A 16251-nucleotide genomic window follows, 5' to 3' on the forward strand; every position below is an offset into this window, starting at 1 on the left:
CGCGCGAGTGCCACTGTTCCAACGAAATTCATCTAAGCCCCTGCAAGAACAAGCACGAGAGTTGTCCGAATCCCACTGAGCGCGAGAGCCCGAACCGACTCTGCCGCAGTCGCTCCCGTGGTCAGGACGTCGTCGAGCAGGACGATGTCGCCGTCCCCGACAATCGAAGAGACTGCAGTGGTGTCGAGAGACACATGACCGTTCACATTGGTCACTCGGTCGGCCGCGGACAGTCCGACCGAGTCACGTACGCCTCGCGTCATCCGGAGAATCGGACAGACACGTACCGGACGCCCCTCGACAGAACCAACTTCCCTCTTTTCGCGCACACTCTCGGCTATCCGGCGAACCGGATCACCCCCGCGAGAACGCGCCGCTCGGGCGCGTGTGGGAGCAGGCACCAGCATGATCGGCGTACGACCCCCGCCGCCGACCTCGCCCCACCGTTCCAGAGTGCCCAATGCACCGGCCACAGCGATCCCCAGAGGCGTCGCGAGGTCCCGACGACCCCGTTCCTTCATCTCGATCACACTGCGCCGCCTGGGGCCGTCGTAGCGGCCGAGTGCCCAGACCGGCACGCCCGGGTCTACGCGCGGACTCAATTGAACCGGATGGTCACGCAGCAGTTCCGCGCACTCACCGCACCACAGCGTCCCCGTGCGGCCACACCCACCACACTCGCGTGGCAACAGCAGATCGAGCAATCCGGCACCGAATTTCTTGTCCCCCATGGCCGAATCATGAATCAGAGCACCGACATGCATCAGAGCACAGACATGCACCAGAGCACAGAGACGTCAGCCAGGTAGAACCGGAATCGCCTTCTGTCCGGTCAGCACAGTCACTTCACGCCAGCGTCGATCCCCGGCGGGGTCGTTGTTGTTCAGTTGGAACACCGCACGCGCGTCGGCGACGTACTCGGTGGTCGGCGACGCATCCACGGAGGTGACGGGAGCGGTCAGGTTTCCACTCGGCAGCGCGTCCATTCGTGAACCGTCTATCGCGACCTGGACGACCGGTATATCGGCTCCACTGCGCGCGATCACGATGGTGTCGCTGTTGCTCCAGTCGAGTGAGAGCGCGGTACTTCCCAAGCCGGACGCCACAGCACGCGGACTCGTCAGGGCGTAGACCCCGCTGGGTGTGCGCACGACCACGGCCAGGTAGACCTTGCCGTCGATGATCATCGCGGCTCGCACGCCGTCGCGAGAGAGACGCAATTCCGAGATCGTGGAGCCGACCGACGTCAAGGCCCCGACATCGACGTTGGTGACCGACACCCGACCGGTTCCTGGTTCGCGGACGACCCGAACGACGGTATTGCCGTTCACCGCCGCCCAGACCGCGTTGTTGTCGAGTTCCCACGAGGGCCGGGTGATGGCGCTGCCTTCGAGCACCGGAGCGGAACCATCGCCGTATGTACCGAGCGACAAGTCGAACCGGGTGGCTGGATCCGGCCGAGCGGTGTCTGCGACGGCTGCGACCAACTTGCCGTCCCGCGAGAGAGCAGCCGCCGTGAGGTTGCCCGCATTGCCCGCGAAACCGGGCACCGGAGTCGCCTCCTGCTCGCTGACGCTCACCAGTGAACCGTTGCGCAGTGCGTGCAGTCCGACGGTCGCACTCGTGGTGGCCAGCGGGTTGGTGGACGCGACGTCGGCGGTGGTCCAGCCTTCCGCATGAGCCGCGTCCAGCGGCTCGCCGTCGATCTCCAGAACGTACGGTCCCGCGACATCGGCATTGGCGAGCGTCCAGATGACTTGCGCTGCAAACAAACCGCGCGTCGCAGCATCCATCGGATTGTCCAGACGGAAGTTGATGCGCACACCGCCGAGACCGACTCCGACCTGTCCCGGCTTGCCGTCGGCCTTGGTGATCGGACCGATCACCGACACGCCATTGCCGAGTTCGTTTCGTACAGCCGGCGCCAGCGCTGCCTTCGGTCCGTCGATCATGAGGCCGATCAGCTGAGCTGCCACCTGGTCCTGTCCGCCGGAGATCCAGCGAAGGTCGGGGACGACTGTCTGGCTGGTCGGGTCGAGGAAGAACAACGACTTCCGCTGATATGCGCCGAGGAACTGCGGGCGCTCCATGATCACACCGGGTGGCAGATCGCTGATACGCCATTCGCCATCGGTCAACGTCAGCGTCATCTTCGCTTCGAAGCTGCCCTCTTCGGGGACGTACAGCCCGCCGGGGTCGAGGCGACCGACCTTGTTCACACGAATCGTGTACACCGCTTCGGAACTGGTTCGCGACGCCGACAGGGTGTCGATCTTGTCGACGATGACGGCACTGGCCGCGTCGTCCCAGCGCGCCGACGCGTCTTTGGTGAGGTACTGACGGGCTGCGGCATGCCGGTTGGACGGATCGGTACTCGCCTTGACGAAGTCACGTACCAGCAAGTCCGGCTCTCGCCCCGATGCCGGTGATTCGACGGAGGTTCCGGGCACAGCGGTTGCCAGAGTTCCGATTGCCTGCGGCGAGGAGGATTCCGGCAAACTCGCGCACGCGCCGGTCAGCAACAGCACGCTGAGCGTCGTTGCGAGAAGTGCCAGACGGCGGCGGGTTCCGATCATGATCGATCCCCACCGTTGGACTCGTTCCGCGAGTCCGATTCGCGCGGAGTCGGCAGGGACGACGTGACCTCGCCGACGGTATCGGCGACGATGTCGGCTTCGCTCGGGGTGCGGACGAACTTTGTGGTCGTCGGCTTGAGAGGCAGTGGGCTCGACACGACTTTCTTGCCACGGGTGCGCGAGAGCGTCAGCCGGAAGCAGGCGCCGACTCCCGGTTCGCCCCAGGCCTCGAGCTTGCCGTCGTGCAGATTCGCGTCTTCGACGCTGATCGCGAGGCCGAGTCCGGTGCCGCCACTGCGGCGCACGCGGGACGGGTCCGATCGCCAGAACCGGTTGAAGACCAACTTCTCCTCGCCCGGACGCAACCCGACGCCACTGTCGCGGACGATGAAGGCGAGGGCATTGTCGTCGGCGCGAAGGCGAAGCAGAATCGGCTTCCCCTCACCGTGGTCGATGGCGTTGGCCAGGAGATTTCGCAGGATGCGTTCGACGCGGCGCGGATCGACATCTGCCATGACGGGCTCGTCCGGCATGTCCACGATCAGTTCGGTGCCGGATTCGCGGGCGAGATGGCGAACTGTGGAAACGGCCGCTCGCGCACACATACGCACGTCGAGTTGTTCGGATGCGAGTTCCGCGACACCGGCGTCGTGGCGGGAGATCTCGAGGAGGTCCGCCAGAAGCCCCTCGAACCTGTCCAGCTCGGCGACAAGCAGTTCCGACGACCGACGCAGCATCGGATCGAGGTTTTCGCTGCCGTCGTAGATCAGGTCGGCTGCCATGCGGACCGTGGTCAGAGGTGTGCGGAGTTCATGGCTGACATCGGAGGTGAAGCGTTTCTGGAGACTGCCGAACTCCTCCAACTGGGTGATCTGTTTGGACAGACTCTCGGCCATCTCGTTGAAGGACATGGCCAAGCGCGCCATGTCGTCCTCGCCGCGGACCGGCATTCGTTCCTTGAGTCGGCCGTCTGCGAAACGCACCGCGATTCGTGAGGCCGATCGGATGGGAAGCACGACCTGCCTGGCAACCAACAGCGAAATCGCAGCCAGGAGCACCAGCAACACGGCTCCACCGATCAGCAGGGTGCTTCGAACAAGCGACAGACTCCGGTCTTCGCTTGCGAGCGGGAAGATCAGGTACAGCTCGAGTCCCGATATCGACGACGCGGTGGGGCTACCGATGATCAGCGCGGGACCGGAGTAACCGTTCGGGTTGGACACCGTCGCGAATTGGTAGCTGATCTGGCCGCGTTTGACGAACTCGCGCAGGTTGTCTGGGATTTGATCGACCGGTCCCGAACTCGTCGGCTGGCGCGGCCCGTCCCCGGGCACGATGAGCACCGGGTCGAAGGTGCCGGCCGACCCGGAGGCCTGGCCCGAGGTCTGGTTGCGACGGCTTGTCAGTCCGGATGCAGCGCTTTCCAATTGAACGTTGAGCGCCGTCGAATCGTCGACGCCCGCGAGTTGGTCTTCGACGATGCCGCGGGCACGGTCCATTTCCTCGGTTGCCGCGGTGATCTTCGTTTCCAACAGTCGATCGGTGATCTGGCTGGTCAGCACGACACCGAGAATGACGATGACGATCAAGGACAACGTCAAAGTCGAGACGACCACTCGCAACTGGAGCGAGCGTCGCCACGTGTGCGCGAGGGTGTTGCTCATCGAGTGACACCACCRCAGAAATGGCGTCAGCCGTCGATTGAGACGACGACGCCACCTGGAAACTCCGCTCACGGCGGTCCGGCCTTGTAGCCGACCCCCCTGACCGTCAGAACCACTTCGGGATTCTCGGGATCAGTTTCGACCTTGGCGCGCAAACGCTGAACGTGCACGTTCACCAGACGGGTGTCGGCGGCGTGGCGGTATCCCCACACCTGCTCGAGGAGGACTTCACGGGTGAACACCTGGCGCGGCTTGCGCGCCAATGCGACCAGCAGGTCGAATTCGAGTGGTGTGAGCGAGATCTGCTCGCTGCCGCGGCTGACCTTGTGCGCCGGCACGTCGATCACGATGTCGGCGATGCTCAGCAGCTCGGCCGGTTCCTCTTCGGTGCGGCGCAGGCGAGCGCGAACTCGCGCCACCAACTCCTTCGGCTTGAACGGCTTCATGATGTAGTCGTCCGCACCGGATTCGAGGCCGAGCACGACGTCGACTGTGTCGGTCTTGGCCGTCAACATCACGATGGGCACACCGGAATCCGCACGCAGAACCCGGCATACGTCGATCCCGTTCATTCCGGGAAGCATGAGATCGAGCAGGACGAGATCGGGGCGCGTCTCACGCACTGCCGCGAGCGCCAGGGTTCCGTCGCCTACCACGTAGGGATCAAAACCCTCACCACGCAGCACGATCGTGAGCATCTCGGCGAGTGCCGTGTCGTCGTCGACAACCAGAATCCTTGGTTTCATATCCCTATCGTTGCATCTCGGAGCGATGAATCAGACCGTTACGAGGCCGTGCGGCGTGCCGCGTCTTTCCCTCTACTGTGCCGGAAAGTTCGAATCCCGGCTGCCAGGGTGACCGATCACGCGAAATCCGCGAGCCTGCGTGCCAGATCGGCCGGGTCCGTCTCCGGCCCCACGATCCACCAGGGTGAGGCCCAGTTCGTCGCTGCCAACTGCTTGTAGAGCTCACCGGTTCTGGCCTGCAGACCGCCGTCGCGCTCGTAGGCGTCGAGCTGACGCGACGCGTCCTGGGCCTCACGGGAGCGGGCGCGCTGCTCGGCCAGAGCTACCGGTACGTCGAGGTACAGCTGCAGATCGGGAGCGGGGAGAGCGAGTCGACCCAACTCCAATTCACGGATCCAGGCGACCATCTCGCCGTCCACGCCCTGATGCACTCGCGCCGCGTTGTAGGCAGCGTTGGAGGCAACATAGCGGTCGAGGAGAACAATGTCGTTGGTGGACAACAGTTCCGAGATCCGAGCCGCAGCACCGGCGCGGTCCAAGGCGAACAGGACTGCCATCGCGTTCACGGATTCGGCCAGGTCTCCGTGTGATCCTTTGAGCGCCTCGGCAGCAAGATCCGCGTGGATCGACTTTCCGTACCGCGGAAAATCCAGAGTCGCGATCGACGTGCCGCCGCGGCGGAGTTCGGTCTCCACTTTGCCGATCAACGTTCGCTTTCCAGCTCCGTCGAGGCCTTCCAATGCCACCAGTGTTCCCACGGCGGACAAGCCTATCCCCCGGCCTGCTTGCGCAGACCGGGGGACGGCGGGCACTACATTCTCAGCGACGAATCGCCGGGTCAGTAGCGGTAGTGCTCCGGCTTGTACGGGCCTTCGACGTCGACGCCGATGTACTCAGCCTGATCTTTCGTGAGCTTGGTCAGCGTGCCACCGAGCGCCTCGACGTGGATCTTGGCGACCTTCTCGTCGAGGTGCTTCGGGAGGCGGTAGACCTCGTTGTCGTACTCGTCCGGCTTCGTCCACAGTTCGATCTGTGCGATGACCTGGTTGGAGAAGCTGTTGCTCATCACGAACGACGGGTGGCCCGTCGCGTTGCCGAGGTTGAGCAGGCGGCCTTCGGACAGCACGATGATCGAGTGGCCGTCGGCGAAGGTGAACTCGTCGACCTGCGGCTTGATGTTGATCCGCGTGACGTCGCCGGACTTCTCGAGGCCTGCCATGTCGATCTCGTTGTCGAAGTGACCGATGTTGCCCAGGATGGCCTGGTGCTTCATGGCCTTCATGTGCTCGAACGTGATGATGTCCTTGTTACCGGTGGACGTGATCACGATGTCGGCCCAGCCGATGGCCTGCTCGACTGTCTTGACCTCGAAGCCGTCCATGAGCGCCTGAAGGGCGTTGATGGGGTCGACCTCGGTGACCGCGACGCGAGCGCCCTGGCCACGAAGTGCCTCGGCACAACCCTTGCCGACGTCTCCGTAACCACAGACCARCGCAGCCTTGCCGCCGATCAGAACGTCGGTGCCGCGGTTGATGCCGTCGAGCAGCGAGTGGCGTGTGCCGTACTTGTTGTCGAACTTGCTCTTGGTGACCGAGTCGTTGACGTTGATCGCGGGGAACGTGAGTTCGCCGGCAGCGGCAACCTGGTACAGACGCAGAACGCCCGTGGTGGTCTCCTCGGTGACACCCTGGACGGACTCGGCGATCGCAGTCCACTTGCCCTTGTCAGCGGCGAGCGACTGACGCAGAAGCGCAAGGAAGACCTTGTACTCGTCGGAATCCTGGTCGTCGTCCGTCGGCGGCACGACGCCGGCCTTCTCGAACTGTGCGCCCTTGAGCACCAGCATGGTGGCGTCGCCGCCATCGTCGAGAATCATGTTGGCGGGCTCGCCCGGCCAGGTCAGCATCTGCTCCGCTGCCCACCAGTACTCTTCGAGGGTTTCACCCTTCCAGGCGAAAACCGGAACGCCCTTGGGCTCTTCCGGGGTGCCGTGCGGACCGACGACGATGGCGGCGGCAGCATGATCCTGCGTGGAGAAGATGTTGCACGAAGCCCAGCGGACCTCGGCGCCGAGCGCCGTCAGCGTCTCGATCAGAACCGCGGTCTGAATGGTCATGTGCAGCGAGCCGGAAACGCGAGCGCCCTTGAGCGGCAACACCTCTGCGTATTCGCGACGAAGCGCCATGAGGCCGGGCATCTCGTGCTCTGCCAGACGGATTTCCTTGCGACCGAACTCCGCGAGCGAAAGATCTGCAACTTTGAAGTCGATGCCGTTACGGCTCTCGGCCACGGGCGTTGTTGAAACTGAGGTCGTCATCTGCCTCTCCTGGTTGACGTGCAAACTATGCACAAGCCTATCGGTGTACCAGGCTATCGGTTAGACGCCCTCTCCCGCCCCTCTACTGCGCGACCCTCGCGCGCCACGTCGATGAATGGCCCGAGCAATGTGCCCAGATCCTCCGCCACCGAAACCTCGGACTCCGGCGGCATCGAAATGTAGCTGAGCCCGAGACGCGCAATCGCCCTGGCCAGAATCCCGGCATCGGTGGGTGACGCCTGAATCCACCCTCGCTGGAAGCTCTCCGCAAGCCGCGACGACGCGCGTTCGATGATGACCGCGCTGTCAGTGGTGATCAGGCGAAGAAGGTCCGGCTTGGCCTCACCGGTGAGCAGAGAGATCACCAACGGGTCGGTTGCGCTGGAGGCGAAAAACGAGCCGAAGCCCGCCGTCAATGCCTCGACTGCACGTCCGTCGTTCGCCACCATGGCCTCGTCCACCGCATCGACGAATCCGTCGGCAAGGCGAAGCGCGTATGCCTCGGCAAGCCCTTGCCTCGAACCGAACTCGTTGTAGAGCGTCTGACGACTCACACCGGCATGCTTGGCCAGAACTGTCAGCGTCACCTCGGACCAGTCACGCTCGGTCAACAACTCACGCATCGAATCGAGCACCGACGTACGCAGCAGCAGGCGCGACGCTTCTTTCTGCGGCAGACGAGTTGGCGTCGAAGTCATGGTGACGACACTACCGCCGCACCTAGGTCCGTTCGACGCCGACGCATCTCACCGCCGCTCGACCTCCACCATGAAGAAGTCGCTCTTCGCCGCGCCGCAGTCCGGGCAACTCCAGTCTTCGGGAATGTCGCCCCAGCGAGTGCCCGGTTCGATACCGTCCTCCGGCCAGCCGACTGCCTCGTCGTACTCGAATCCGCATTGCGCGCACTGATACAGCTTGTAGTCGTTCATGATTCACTCCCCGCCGTCGCCGGCATCGGTTCGAAGTCGAGCTTCTCCCGGACGCCGCAGTCCGGGCAGCACCAGTCGTCCGGCACGGCATCCCACGGCGTTCCTGCCGGAAACCCTTCTCGTGGTGCACCCTTCGACTCGTCGTAGACGTATTCACACACCGGGCATCGGTAGCTGCTCATCACGCTGCTCCGTATCGGGCGAGAATGCGATCACGCTTGGACGGCTGAACGTTGACTCGGGTGATGTCACCGCCGTAATGGGCAAGGACCTTGGGATCCATTACTTTTCGCCACAGCGGCGGAACGTAGGCGAGCATGATCATGCTCGCGTACCCACTGGGCAAGTTGGGTGCACCGTCCATGCTTCGAAGCGTCTGATAACGACGTGTCGGGTTCGCATGATGGTCACTGTGACGCTGGAGGTGATACAGGAAGATGTTGGTGCAGATGTGATCGCTGTTCCAACTGTGCTCCGGTGCGGCGCGCTCGTACCGCCCACTGTCCAGACGGCGACGCTTCAGTCCGTAATGCTCGAGGTAGTTGACGGTTTCGAGCAGGCAGAATCCGAAGACGGCCTGCAGCACCAGGAACGGCAGCACCGAGAGCCCGAAGACGGCGACGAGGACACCGAAGAGTACGACGGACATCAACCACGAATGCAGGACGTCGTTGCGAATTGTCCACGGCTTCTTACCCAGTCGATCGAGCCTGGCTTTCTCCAGGGACCACGACGAGCGCAGAGATCCCCACACACTGCGCGGCAGGAAGGTCCAGAAGCTCTCGCCGAAGCGAGACGACGCCGGATCCTCGGGCGTGGCGACCCGCACGTGGTGTCCACGATTGTGCTCGATGTAGAAGTGGCCGTAAAACGACTGCGCCAGAGTGATCTTCGACAACCAGCGCTCGAGATCGTCCTTCTTGTGACCTAGTTCGTGTGCGGTGTTGATCCCGATTCCTGCGACGCAACCGATACTGATCGCCAGACCGATCTTGGAGATCAGCCCCAGTCCCCCGTCGATTCCGAGCCAGGACAGGTCGGTCGCCGACCAGAGATAGCAGGCCAGGACCAGGCTGGCCAACTGGAACGGTATGTAGATGTAGGTGCAGTACCGGTAGTACTTGTCGTTCTCGAGGCGCTCCATCACCTCGTCCGGCGGATTCTCGCCGTCCGGACCGAAGAAGATGTCGAGGATCGGGAGCAGGATGTAGACGAGCAAAGGCCCGATCCACCACCACACCGGCGAGACCGCGTTCCACCCGAGACTGTTGAACAACGCAACCAATCCGACGGCAATGAAGACCGCCGTCGGCGGCACCAGGCCGAGCAGCCAAAGATATCTCTTCTTGTCACGCCACTGCTCGGGCGGGAGCGTCTGCCCGGACTGCGAGTTCACGTGCGTCGACACGGTCTACCTCCTCGATTCGGACCGACTCGACAACTGTGAGTCAGTTCACCCTGAGATAGACAGTACTACGCTATTTGTACAAGTGATAGACAAATAATAATCTTTGTACATTTACTCGATTTCGCCGCGTTCACGCTTCCCGATCAACGAATGCTGCCTGCTGTAGGCGAAGTAGATGACAACTCCGAGGGCCATCCAGACCACGAACCTCATCCAGGTCTCCACCGACAGGTTGAACATCAACCAGAGACACGCGAGGACAGCCAGGATCGGGATCAGCGGGACCAGTGGCACCCTGAACCCGCGGGGTAGGTCCGGCCGCGTCCGACGAAGCACGAGAACCCCCAACGACACGAGAACAAACGCGAACAACGTGCCGATATTGACCATTTCCTCGAGGGTGCCGATCGGGAACACTCCGGCGAGCACCGCGACCACAACGCCGACCAAGATCGTGATCCGCACGGGAGTTCCGTGCTTGCCGGTCGGCGCCAGGCGTCGCGGCATCAGACCGTCGCGTGCCATCGCGAAGAGCACCCTGGTCTGACCGAGCATCAGCACCATCACCACGGTCGTGAGACCGGCCAACGCGCCGAACGAGATGACGTTTTTCGCCCACGTGATGTCGTGGAAGGCGAATGCCGTTGCCAGGTTGGAAGTATCGCCCTCGAGTTCGGTGTACTTCACCATCCCGGTCAACACGAGTGTCACTGCCACGTACAGAACCGTGACGATCAAGAGCGAGCCCAGGATGCCGCGTGGCAACGCCTTCTGCGGCTCCTTCGCCTCCTCCGCAGTCGTGGCGACGACGTCGAAGCCGATGAACGCGAAGAACACCAGACTGGCTGCCGCGAGCAATCCGTACCACCCGAATGTGCTGCCACCGGCCCCGGTCACGTACGAGAACAACGACTGGTGGATGCCCTCTCCCGTCGAGCCCGGCTCCGACGGCGGAATGTACGGCGAGTAGTTGTCGGTGTCGATGTAGAACAGACCGACGATGATCACCAGCAACACCACCGCGACCTTGATCGCCGTGATCACCAGTGACACCCTCGAAGAGAGTTTTGTGCCGGTCGCGAGCAGGATCGTGATGACGGCGATCACCAGCACCGCACCCCAGTCGAACGAGATCGGCCCCAACTCGACGATCGGGCTGCGTGAACCCATCACTTCGCCGAGGTACAGCGACCAGCCTTTTGCCACCACCGAAGACGCCAAGGCGAATTCGAGGATGAGATCCCAGCCGATGATCCAGGCGACGAATTCGCCGAATGTCGCGTACGAGAACGTGTACGCGCTACCGGCAACCGGGACCGTCGACGCGAACTCGGCGTAACACAGCGCTGCCAGTCCGCAGGCGATTGCCGCGATGACAAAAGCCAGGGAAACCGACGGCCCGGCGACGTTTCCCGCCGTCCGAGCCGTGAGTGTGAAGATGCCCGCACCGATGACCACTGCGACACCGAACACCGTGAGATCCCACGAGTTCAGCTCTTTCCGGAGTTTGGTCTCCGGCTCGTCGGTGTCCTTGATGGACTGCTCGATCGATTTGGTTCGAAACAGCTTCGACCGTCCAGATCCGGCCTGCTCGTCCTTGACAGCCATTGCCGCCTCCTTGCTGGGGACCAGCAGGTCCCACCATGGGCAAGTAGAGAGATGGCATCAGCCTAAGCCCGCAGGCGCGGCTTTGTTCAGGGTTTGTCGGGAGCCTGCAGATCTGTTTCAGGGCGATCTCCTGCGCTGAGACGATCCAGGTCCGGCTCGAGGTAGATCWCCCGCGCCGCAGGCACTGCAGCGCGCACGCGAGACTCGGCCTCGTCGATCGCCGTCGCCACATCCGAGATCGTCGATCCGACCGGCACCGCAACCTTGGCAGCAACAAGGATCTCCTCGGGACCGAGGTACTGCGTCTTGCAATGAATGACGCGTTCGATACGAGTTCCGTCGACCAGTGCGTTGAGGATCAGTTCGGTCTCCACCGCCGTTGCGCCCTCACCGATCAGCAGCGACTGCATTTCGATGATCAGAATGACCGCGATGATGCCGAGCAGGACACCGATGCACAGAGTTCCGATGCCGTCGAAGACCGGATTTCCGGTCACCATCGTGAGGCCGACGCCGCCGAGTGCAAGGACGAGACCGATCAATGCGCCGGTGTCCTCGAGCAGCACAACCGGGAGTTCCGGGCTACGAGAGGTTCGGATGAAGTTCCACCACGACGCATTTCCCTTGAGCGGTCGTGATTCCTTCGCTGCGGTCCGGAAGCTGTAGCCCTCCAGGCAGATCGCGATGAACAGGATCGCGATTGCCACGAAAGCCGAATTGAGTTCTTCCGGATGCTGAATCTTGTGAATACCTTCGTAGATCGCGAACAGCGAACCGAGGGTGAAGAGCACCAGTGCAACGACGAACGAATAGAAGTACCGGTTGCGCCCGTAACCGAACGGGTGCAGTTGATCTGCCTCACGTTCTGCCTTCTTCTGCCCCAAGAGCAGCAAACCCTGATTGGACGTGTCGGCCACCGAGTGCACCGATTCGGCGAGCATCGACGACGATCCGGTGATCAAGAATCCGGCGAACTTGGCTACGGCAATTCCGGCATTGGCTCCGAGGGCCGCCAGAATTGCCTTCTTGCCACCATGAGCCGACACAATGTCTCCTCGCTATCGACCGAGATTCCTATCGACCGACCACTGCACTGAAAACCTGCGCAGTCGGGGTTTGTGTGGTCAGGTGTACTACGGGCTCGTCGGCAGCAATCCACGCGGCTCGGCCCCGATCGAGGTCGAGAGTGTCGGCACCGCACGTCGCAGTGACCGCGCCGTCGGTGCAGATCAGGATCCGCGGGCCGCCGGCTTCGACAACGAGGTCGGTGGCATTCGAGTCGAACTCCAGACGCGTCAAACGAAATTCAGGTGCGGGCGTGACGTACTCGTATCTACCTGACCCTGACTGACCTGATCCTGACTGACCTGATCCTGATGACGGGGCCGGATCGAGCACTTCGATATCGGCCCCGACGAAGTCCAGAACCCTCAACAGTTCGGGCACGTCGACGTGTTTGGGCGTCAGCCCGCCGCGCAGCACGTTGTCGGAGTTGGCCATGATCTCGACCGCGAGTCCATGGAGATACGCGTGGAGATTTCCCGCAGCGAGAAACAGTCCTTGGCCGGGCTCGAGTGTGACGCGGTTGAGCAGTAGTGCCGCAAGAACGCCGGCGTCGCCGGGGTACGCCTCGCTCAATTCCAGCGCGGTGCGGATCTCGGTCACGAATTCGGCGTCGTGGTGCGCGACGTAGGTGATGCACCCGGCAAGCACGGCAGGGAGCAACGTCCCGAGCACCGTGGACGGCAGCGTGATCCATGTCGTGAACAACGCCCGGAGTCCGTCGGAATCGGGTTGGCCTTCGAGCAGACCGATGTACGGCTCCAACTCGTCGACGGCCAGAGCGCGCAGCAGTTTGACAGTCCGCGTCGGCTCACGGAATCCGGCAAGCGCTTCGAATCTGCTCAGCGCGACAACGAGTTCGGGCTTGTGGCTGCCGTCCTTGTAGTTGCGAATCGGCGACTCCATGGGAACGCCGAGTGCGTTCTCACGACGAAAACCCTCGTCGGCTTGAACGGCGCTGGGATGCGCCTGAAGCGACAGCGGCTCTTCCGCCGCAAGCAACTTGAGCAGGAATGGGAGTCGCTCACCGAATGCATCGAGGTTCTCACGGCCGAGTTCACGCTCGGGTTCGCGGTGCAGGACCTCGAGCAACGACTCGCTTCCGGATTCGGTGATCACGCGCGCCGGGTCGCCCGGGTGGGCGCCCAACCACAACTCCGCTTCGGGATGATTCGACGGGGTCGCAAGACCGCGTAGTTCGGCAATTGCCGTTCGCGAGCCCCACGCGTAAGAACGAAGTGCACCTTCGAGTTCACGCACTTACTTCGCACCGCCCGTCAACTGCACGTACGCCGCGGCCATGTCTACTCGAGACGCCAACACGAATACCTGCTCCATCTCCGATATCACCACGTTGGTCTGGTCTTCGTCTGCCGCCACCACCAGATCGGCGTCGGCCAGTGCGTCCATCCGGCGTCTCGCCTCCCCGCGCGTGGATTCGGTCGCGAAGACGAACGCCCGCGCCGGCGGGGTCGGCAGTGCGCCGTCCAGTTGCGGATCGTGAAAGAACGGGTCGTGGAACACCGAATCACGCGAAGCTGCGTCCGGCGCGAACAGCGCCCGCGCCGAACGAATCACCTCCGACATCTCGGCGGCAGCGGCATTCAGGCCCGAGCTCATCAGCGAAACGCTCGAGAACTCTGCGAGTGCTGTTGTCACGGAACCACTCCCACACAGAACGACTCGCCGGCCGCTCATTCTGGTGGCCAACGACTTGGCCGGGTTGTGGAATACCTCGTTGGCCGGCCCGTCCCGCAGCGCCTCCGCATCAACGGCGTCGGCGATCCGACCGAGCACCGCCGAACGGTCCTCGATCGATCCCTTGCCCTCGATTTCGGCGGCAACGGCGAGGAAGACGGCGAGGAACCGCGTCATCGTGTGCCTCGGCGAGGCGTAGAGCCGCGGCGGCAACGACATGGTGCGCCCGGCCGCCACGGCCCGCATGGGCCCCTCGTCCGGAACGGCGACAACAACTTCGGCGCCACGGCGAACTGCACTGTCGACGGATTCGACCAGGCGCGGATCACCGGCATCGTCACCGGCAACGACGATCACGTCCAACGGTCCGGCCCACGACGGCGTCCGGTCGAGTACGAGGAGCGGACAACCGACCGAAGCTCCGACGAGAGCAAGCGCGATCCTGGCTCCGTGCCGAGCGCCACCGGCACCGGCAATCAGCACGACGCTGCGCGGGCGCAGGCCGGCCAGCCGAGAGATCGCACCCTCGCCGACGGCCGATGCGGTGGCCCGAATCTGTGCGCCCCCCATGGCCACAGACCGCAGTAGTCCTTCCGAATCGGCAGCCGACAAACCCTCGCTGTCGTCGAGGTCGAGAAGCGGCATCGGCGCTGTCATCTCACCGCACCCCCTTCTCCGTTAGCAGTTCCCGCACCGTCCAGCATTCCAGCTCTACGCGGTCTGTGGTGGCAAAGCCCTCGTTCCCGAGGCAGTCGTTCCCGAGATAGTCCCCCAACTATCCCAGGGCTTCGGCTCACCGACAAACCGATCAGACTCGGATTCAAGCCCGGACGATCGCCAGAATTTCGTTCACCAATGCGTCGACATCGGCGGACGTGGGTGCTTCGACGTTGAGTCGCAGCAAAGGCTCGGTGTTGGACGCGCGCAAGTTGAACCAGGCATTTCCCTCGAGACTGACTGTGACACCGTCGAGGCGGTCCACCGACTCGGTGCGGTCCGCGAATGCTGCCAGCACAGCGGCAGTGCGATCGGCCGCGTCAGCCACCGTGGAGTTGATCTCACCCGAGGCCGCGTAGCGGGTGTACTCCGCCATCAACTCGGAGAGCGGACGGTCCTGCTCGCCCAGTGCGGCGAGTACGTGCAACGCCGCGAGCATGCCGGAGTCGGCGCCCCAGAAATCGCGGAAGTAGTAGTGAGCTGAGTGCTCGCCGCCGAAGACGGCACCGGTCTCGGCCATCTCCTGCTTGATGAACGAGTGGCCGACTCGGGTACGGATCGCGACGCCGCCGAGTTCTTCGACCAGTTCGGGCACTGCCCGCGACGTGATCAGATTGTGGATGATCGACGCGCCCGGTTCCTTCGCGAGTTCGCGCTTGGCGACAAGTGCCGTCACCGCGGACGGAGAGACGGGGTCGCCCTTCTCGTCGACGACGAAGCAACGGTCCGCGTCACCGTCGAAAGCCAAGCCGATGTCTGCTCCGGTCTCACGCACGTAGGCCTGCAGGTCGACGAGGTTGGCCGGATCGAGCGGATTGGCTTCGTGGTTGGGGAACGTGCCGTCGAGCTCGAAGTAGAGCGGGAGGACTTCGAGAGGCATCGGCCCGAATACGGCCGGCGCGGTGTGGCCGCCCATGCCGTTTCCTGCATCGACTGCGACCTTCATCGGGCGCAACGCAGCCAGGTCGACCAATCCGCGGAGGTAGCTCGCGTATTCCTCGAGGACGTCCTTCGTGCTGGCGGTGCCTGCCGGTCCGTCGTACGCGGGAACACCCGAGACGACCTCGGCGGAGATCACTGCCAGGCCGGTGTCCTGACCGACGGGCTTGGCGCCGGCACGGCACATCTTGATGCCGTTGTACTTGGCCGGATTGTGGCTCGCCGTGAACATCGCGCCCGGGCAGTTCAGCAAACCGGATGCAAAGTAGAGCTCGTCGGTCGACGCCAATCCGATGTAGACGACGTCTAGTCCTTGAGCGAGCACGCCGTCACCGAAAGCAGAAGACAGTGTGGGCGACGATGCACGCATGTCGTAGCCGATCACAACCGTCGTGGCTGCGCCGGCCTCGTCACGGACCAGACGGGCGAACGACGCTCCCACGTCGCGGACAAAATCTTCGTCGATCTGCTCACCGACCACGCCGCGCACGTCGTACGCCTTGATGATTGCAGCAACCGACTCGGCTGTTCGCCCCACTGAAAACTCTCCTTGTGCATGCACCCTCACAGACGGGAACGTCCGGGCG

At 63.3% G+C, this 16251-nt stretch carries 15 protein-coding genes; all 15 read right to left on the minus strand.

The features are described from left to right. Nucleotides 1-32: 32 nt before the first annotated feature. Nucleotides 33-764: a ComF family protein gene (locus tag AC1DWA_RS15400; protein ID WP_024487220.1), complete on the minus strand. Its 732-nt coding sequence runs from the start codon at nucleotides 762-764 to the stop codon at nucleotides 33-35. A gap of 33 nt (nucleotides 765-797) precedes the next feature. Beyond that, the gene (gene lpqB, locus AC1DWA_RS15405; RefSeq protein ID WP_020907106.1) at nucleotides 798-2576 is read right to left on the minus strand and encodes an MtrAB system accessory lipoprotein LpqB; all 1779 of its coding nucleotides are present in this window, start codon (nucleotides 2574-2576) and stop codon (nucleotides 798-800) included. Continuing rightward, nucleotides 2573-4312: an MtrAB system histidine kinase MtrB gene (mtrB, locus tag AC1DWA_RS15410; RefSeq protein ID WP_477916792.1), complete on the minus strand. Its 1740-nt coding sequence runs from the start codon at nucleotides 4310-4312 to the stop codon at nucleotides 2573-2575. Before mtrB ends, lpqB begins: the two co-directional genes overlap by 4 nt. Then, nucleotides 4309-4986, minus strand: a complete 678-nt coding sequence (gene mtrA / locus AC1DWA_RS15415) for an MtrAB system response regulator MtrA (protein ID WP_003941013.1) — start codon at nucleotides 4984-4986, stop codon at nucleotides 4309-4311. The genes mtrB and mtrA overlap by 4 nt, the downstream gene beginning before the upstream one ends. A 116-nt stretch (nucleotides 4987-5102) precedes the next feature. Next, a complete protein-coding gene (locus AC1DWA_RS15420) occupies nucleotides 5103-5744 on the minus strand; it encodes a dTMP kinase (RefSeq protein ID WP_211917008.1) in 642 nt (213 codons plus the stop codon). A gap of 80 nt (nucleotides 5745-5824) precedes the next feature. Beyond that, nucleotides 5825-7303 carry an adenosylhomocysteinase gene (ahcY, locus tag AC1DWA_RS15425; protein WP_021332564.1) on the minus strand — a complete coding sequence of 493 codons (1479 nt, stop codon included), beginning with the start codon at nucleotides 7301-7303 and terminating at the stop codon, nucleotides 5825-5827. A gap of 53 nt (nucleotides 7304-7356) precedes the next feature. Beyond that, nucleotides 7357-8001, minus strand: a complete 645-nt coding sequence (locus AC1DWA_RS15430) for a TetR/AcrR family transcriptional regulator (protein ID WP_477846064.1) — start codon at nucleotides 7999-8001, stop codon at nucleotides 7357-7359. 48 nt (nucleotides 8002-8049) lie between these two features. After that, nucleotides 8050-8232, minus strand: coding sequence for a rubredoxin (locus tag AC1DWA_RS15435; protein WP_084326458.1), 183 nt, complete (start codon nucleotides 8230-8232; stop codon nucleotides 8050-8052). Then, the gene (locus AC1DWA_RS15440) at nucleotides 8229-8414 is read right to left on the minus strand and encodes a rubredoxin (protein ID WP_003940827.1); all 186 of its coding nucleotides are present in this window, start codon (nucleotides 8412-8414) and stop codon (nucleotides 8229-8231) included. Before AC1DWA_RS15440 ends, AC1DWA_RS15435 begins: the two co-directional genes overlap by 4 nt. Continuing rightward, nucleotides 8414-9640: an alkane 1-monooxygenase gene (locus AC1DWA_RS15445; RefSeq protein ID WP_020907102.1), complete on the minus strand. Its 1227-nt coding sequence runs from the start codon at nucleotides 9638-9640 to the stop codon at nucleotides 8414-8416. The genes AC1DWA_RS15440 and AC1DWA_RS15445 overlap by 1 nt, the downstream gene beginning before the upstream one ends. Nucleotides 9641-9751: 111 nt before the next feature. After that, nucleotides 9752-11248, minus strand: a complete 1497-nt coding sequence (locus AC1DWA_RS15450) for an amino acid permease (RefSeq protein WP_019747776.1) — start codon at nucleotides 11246-11248, stop codon at nucleotides 9752-9754. A gap of 86 nt (nucleotides 11249-11334) precedes the next feature. Then, complete coding sequence (locus AC1DWA_RS15455) at nucleotides 11335-12294, minus strand: cation diffusion facilitator family transporter (protein ID WP_477916794.1); 960 nt, start codon at nucleotides 12292-12294, stop codon at nucleotides 11335-11337. A gap of 28 nt (nucleotides 12295-12322) precedes the next feature. After that, nucleotides 12323-13570: a mannose-6-phosphate isomerase, class I gene (manA, locus tag AC1DWA_RS15460; RefSeq protein ID WP_477846065.1), complete on the minus strand. Its 1248-nt coding sequence runs from the start codon at nucleotides 13568-13570 to the stop codon at nucleotides 12323-12325. After that, nucleotides 13571-14665: a tobH protein gene (locus tag AC1DWA_RS15465; protein ID WP_477846066.1), complete on the minus strand. Its 1095-nt coding sequence runs from the start codon at nucleotides 14663-14665 to the stop codon at nucleotides 13571-13573. A gap of 163 nt (nucleotides 14666-14828) precedes the next feature. Continuing rightward, nucleotides 14829-16202 carry a phosphomannomutase/phosphoglucomutase gene (locus AC1DWA_RS15470; RefSeq protein WP_019747772.1) on the minus strand — a complete coding sequence of 458 codons (1374 nt, stop codon included), beginning with the start codon at nucleotides 16200-16202 and terminating at the stop codon, nucleotides 14829-14831. Nucleotides 16203-16251: the final 49 nt, after the last annotated feature.

It is taken from the genome of Rhodococcus sp. P4_F3_2 (assembly GCF_056401335.1).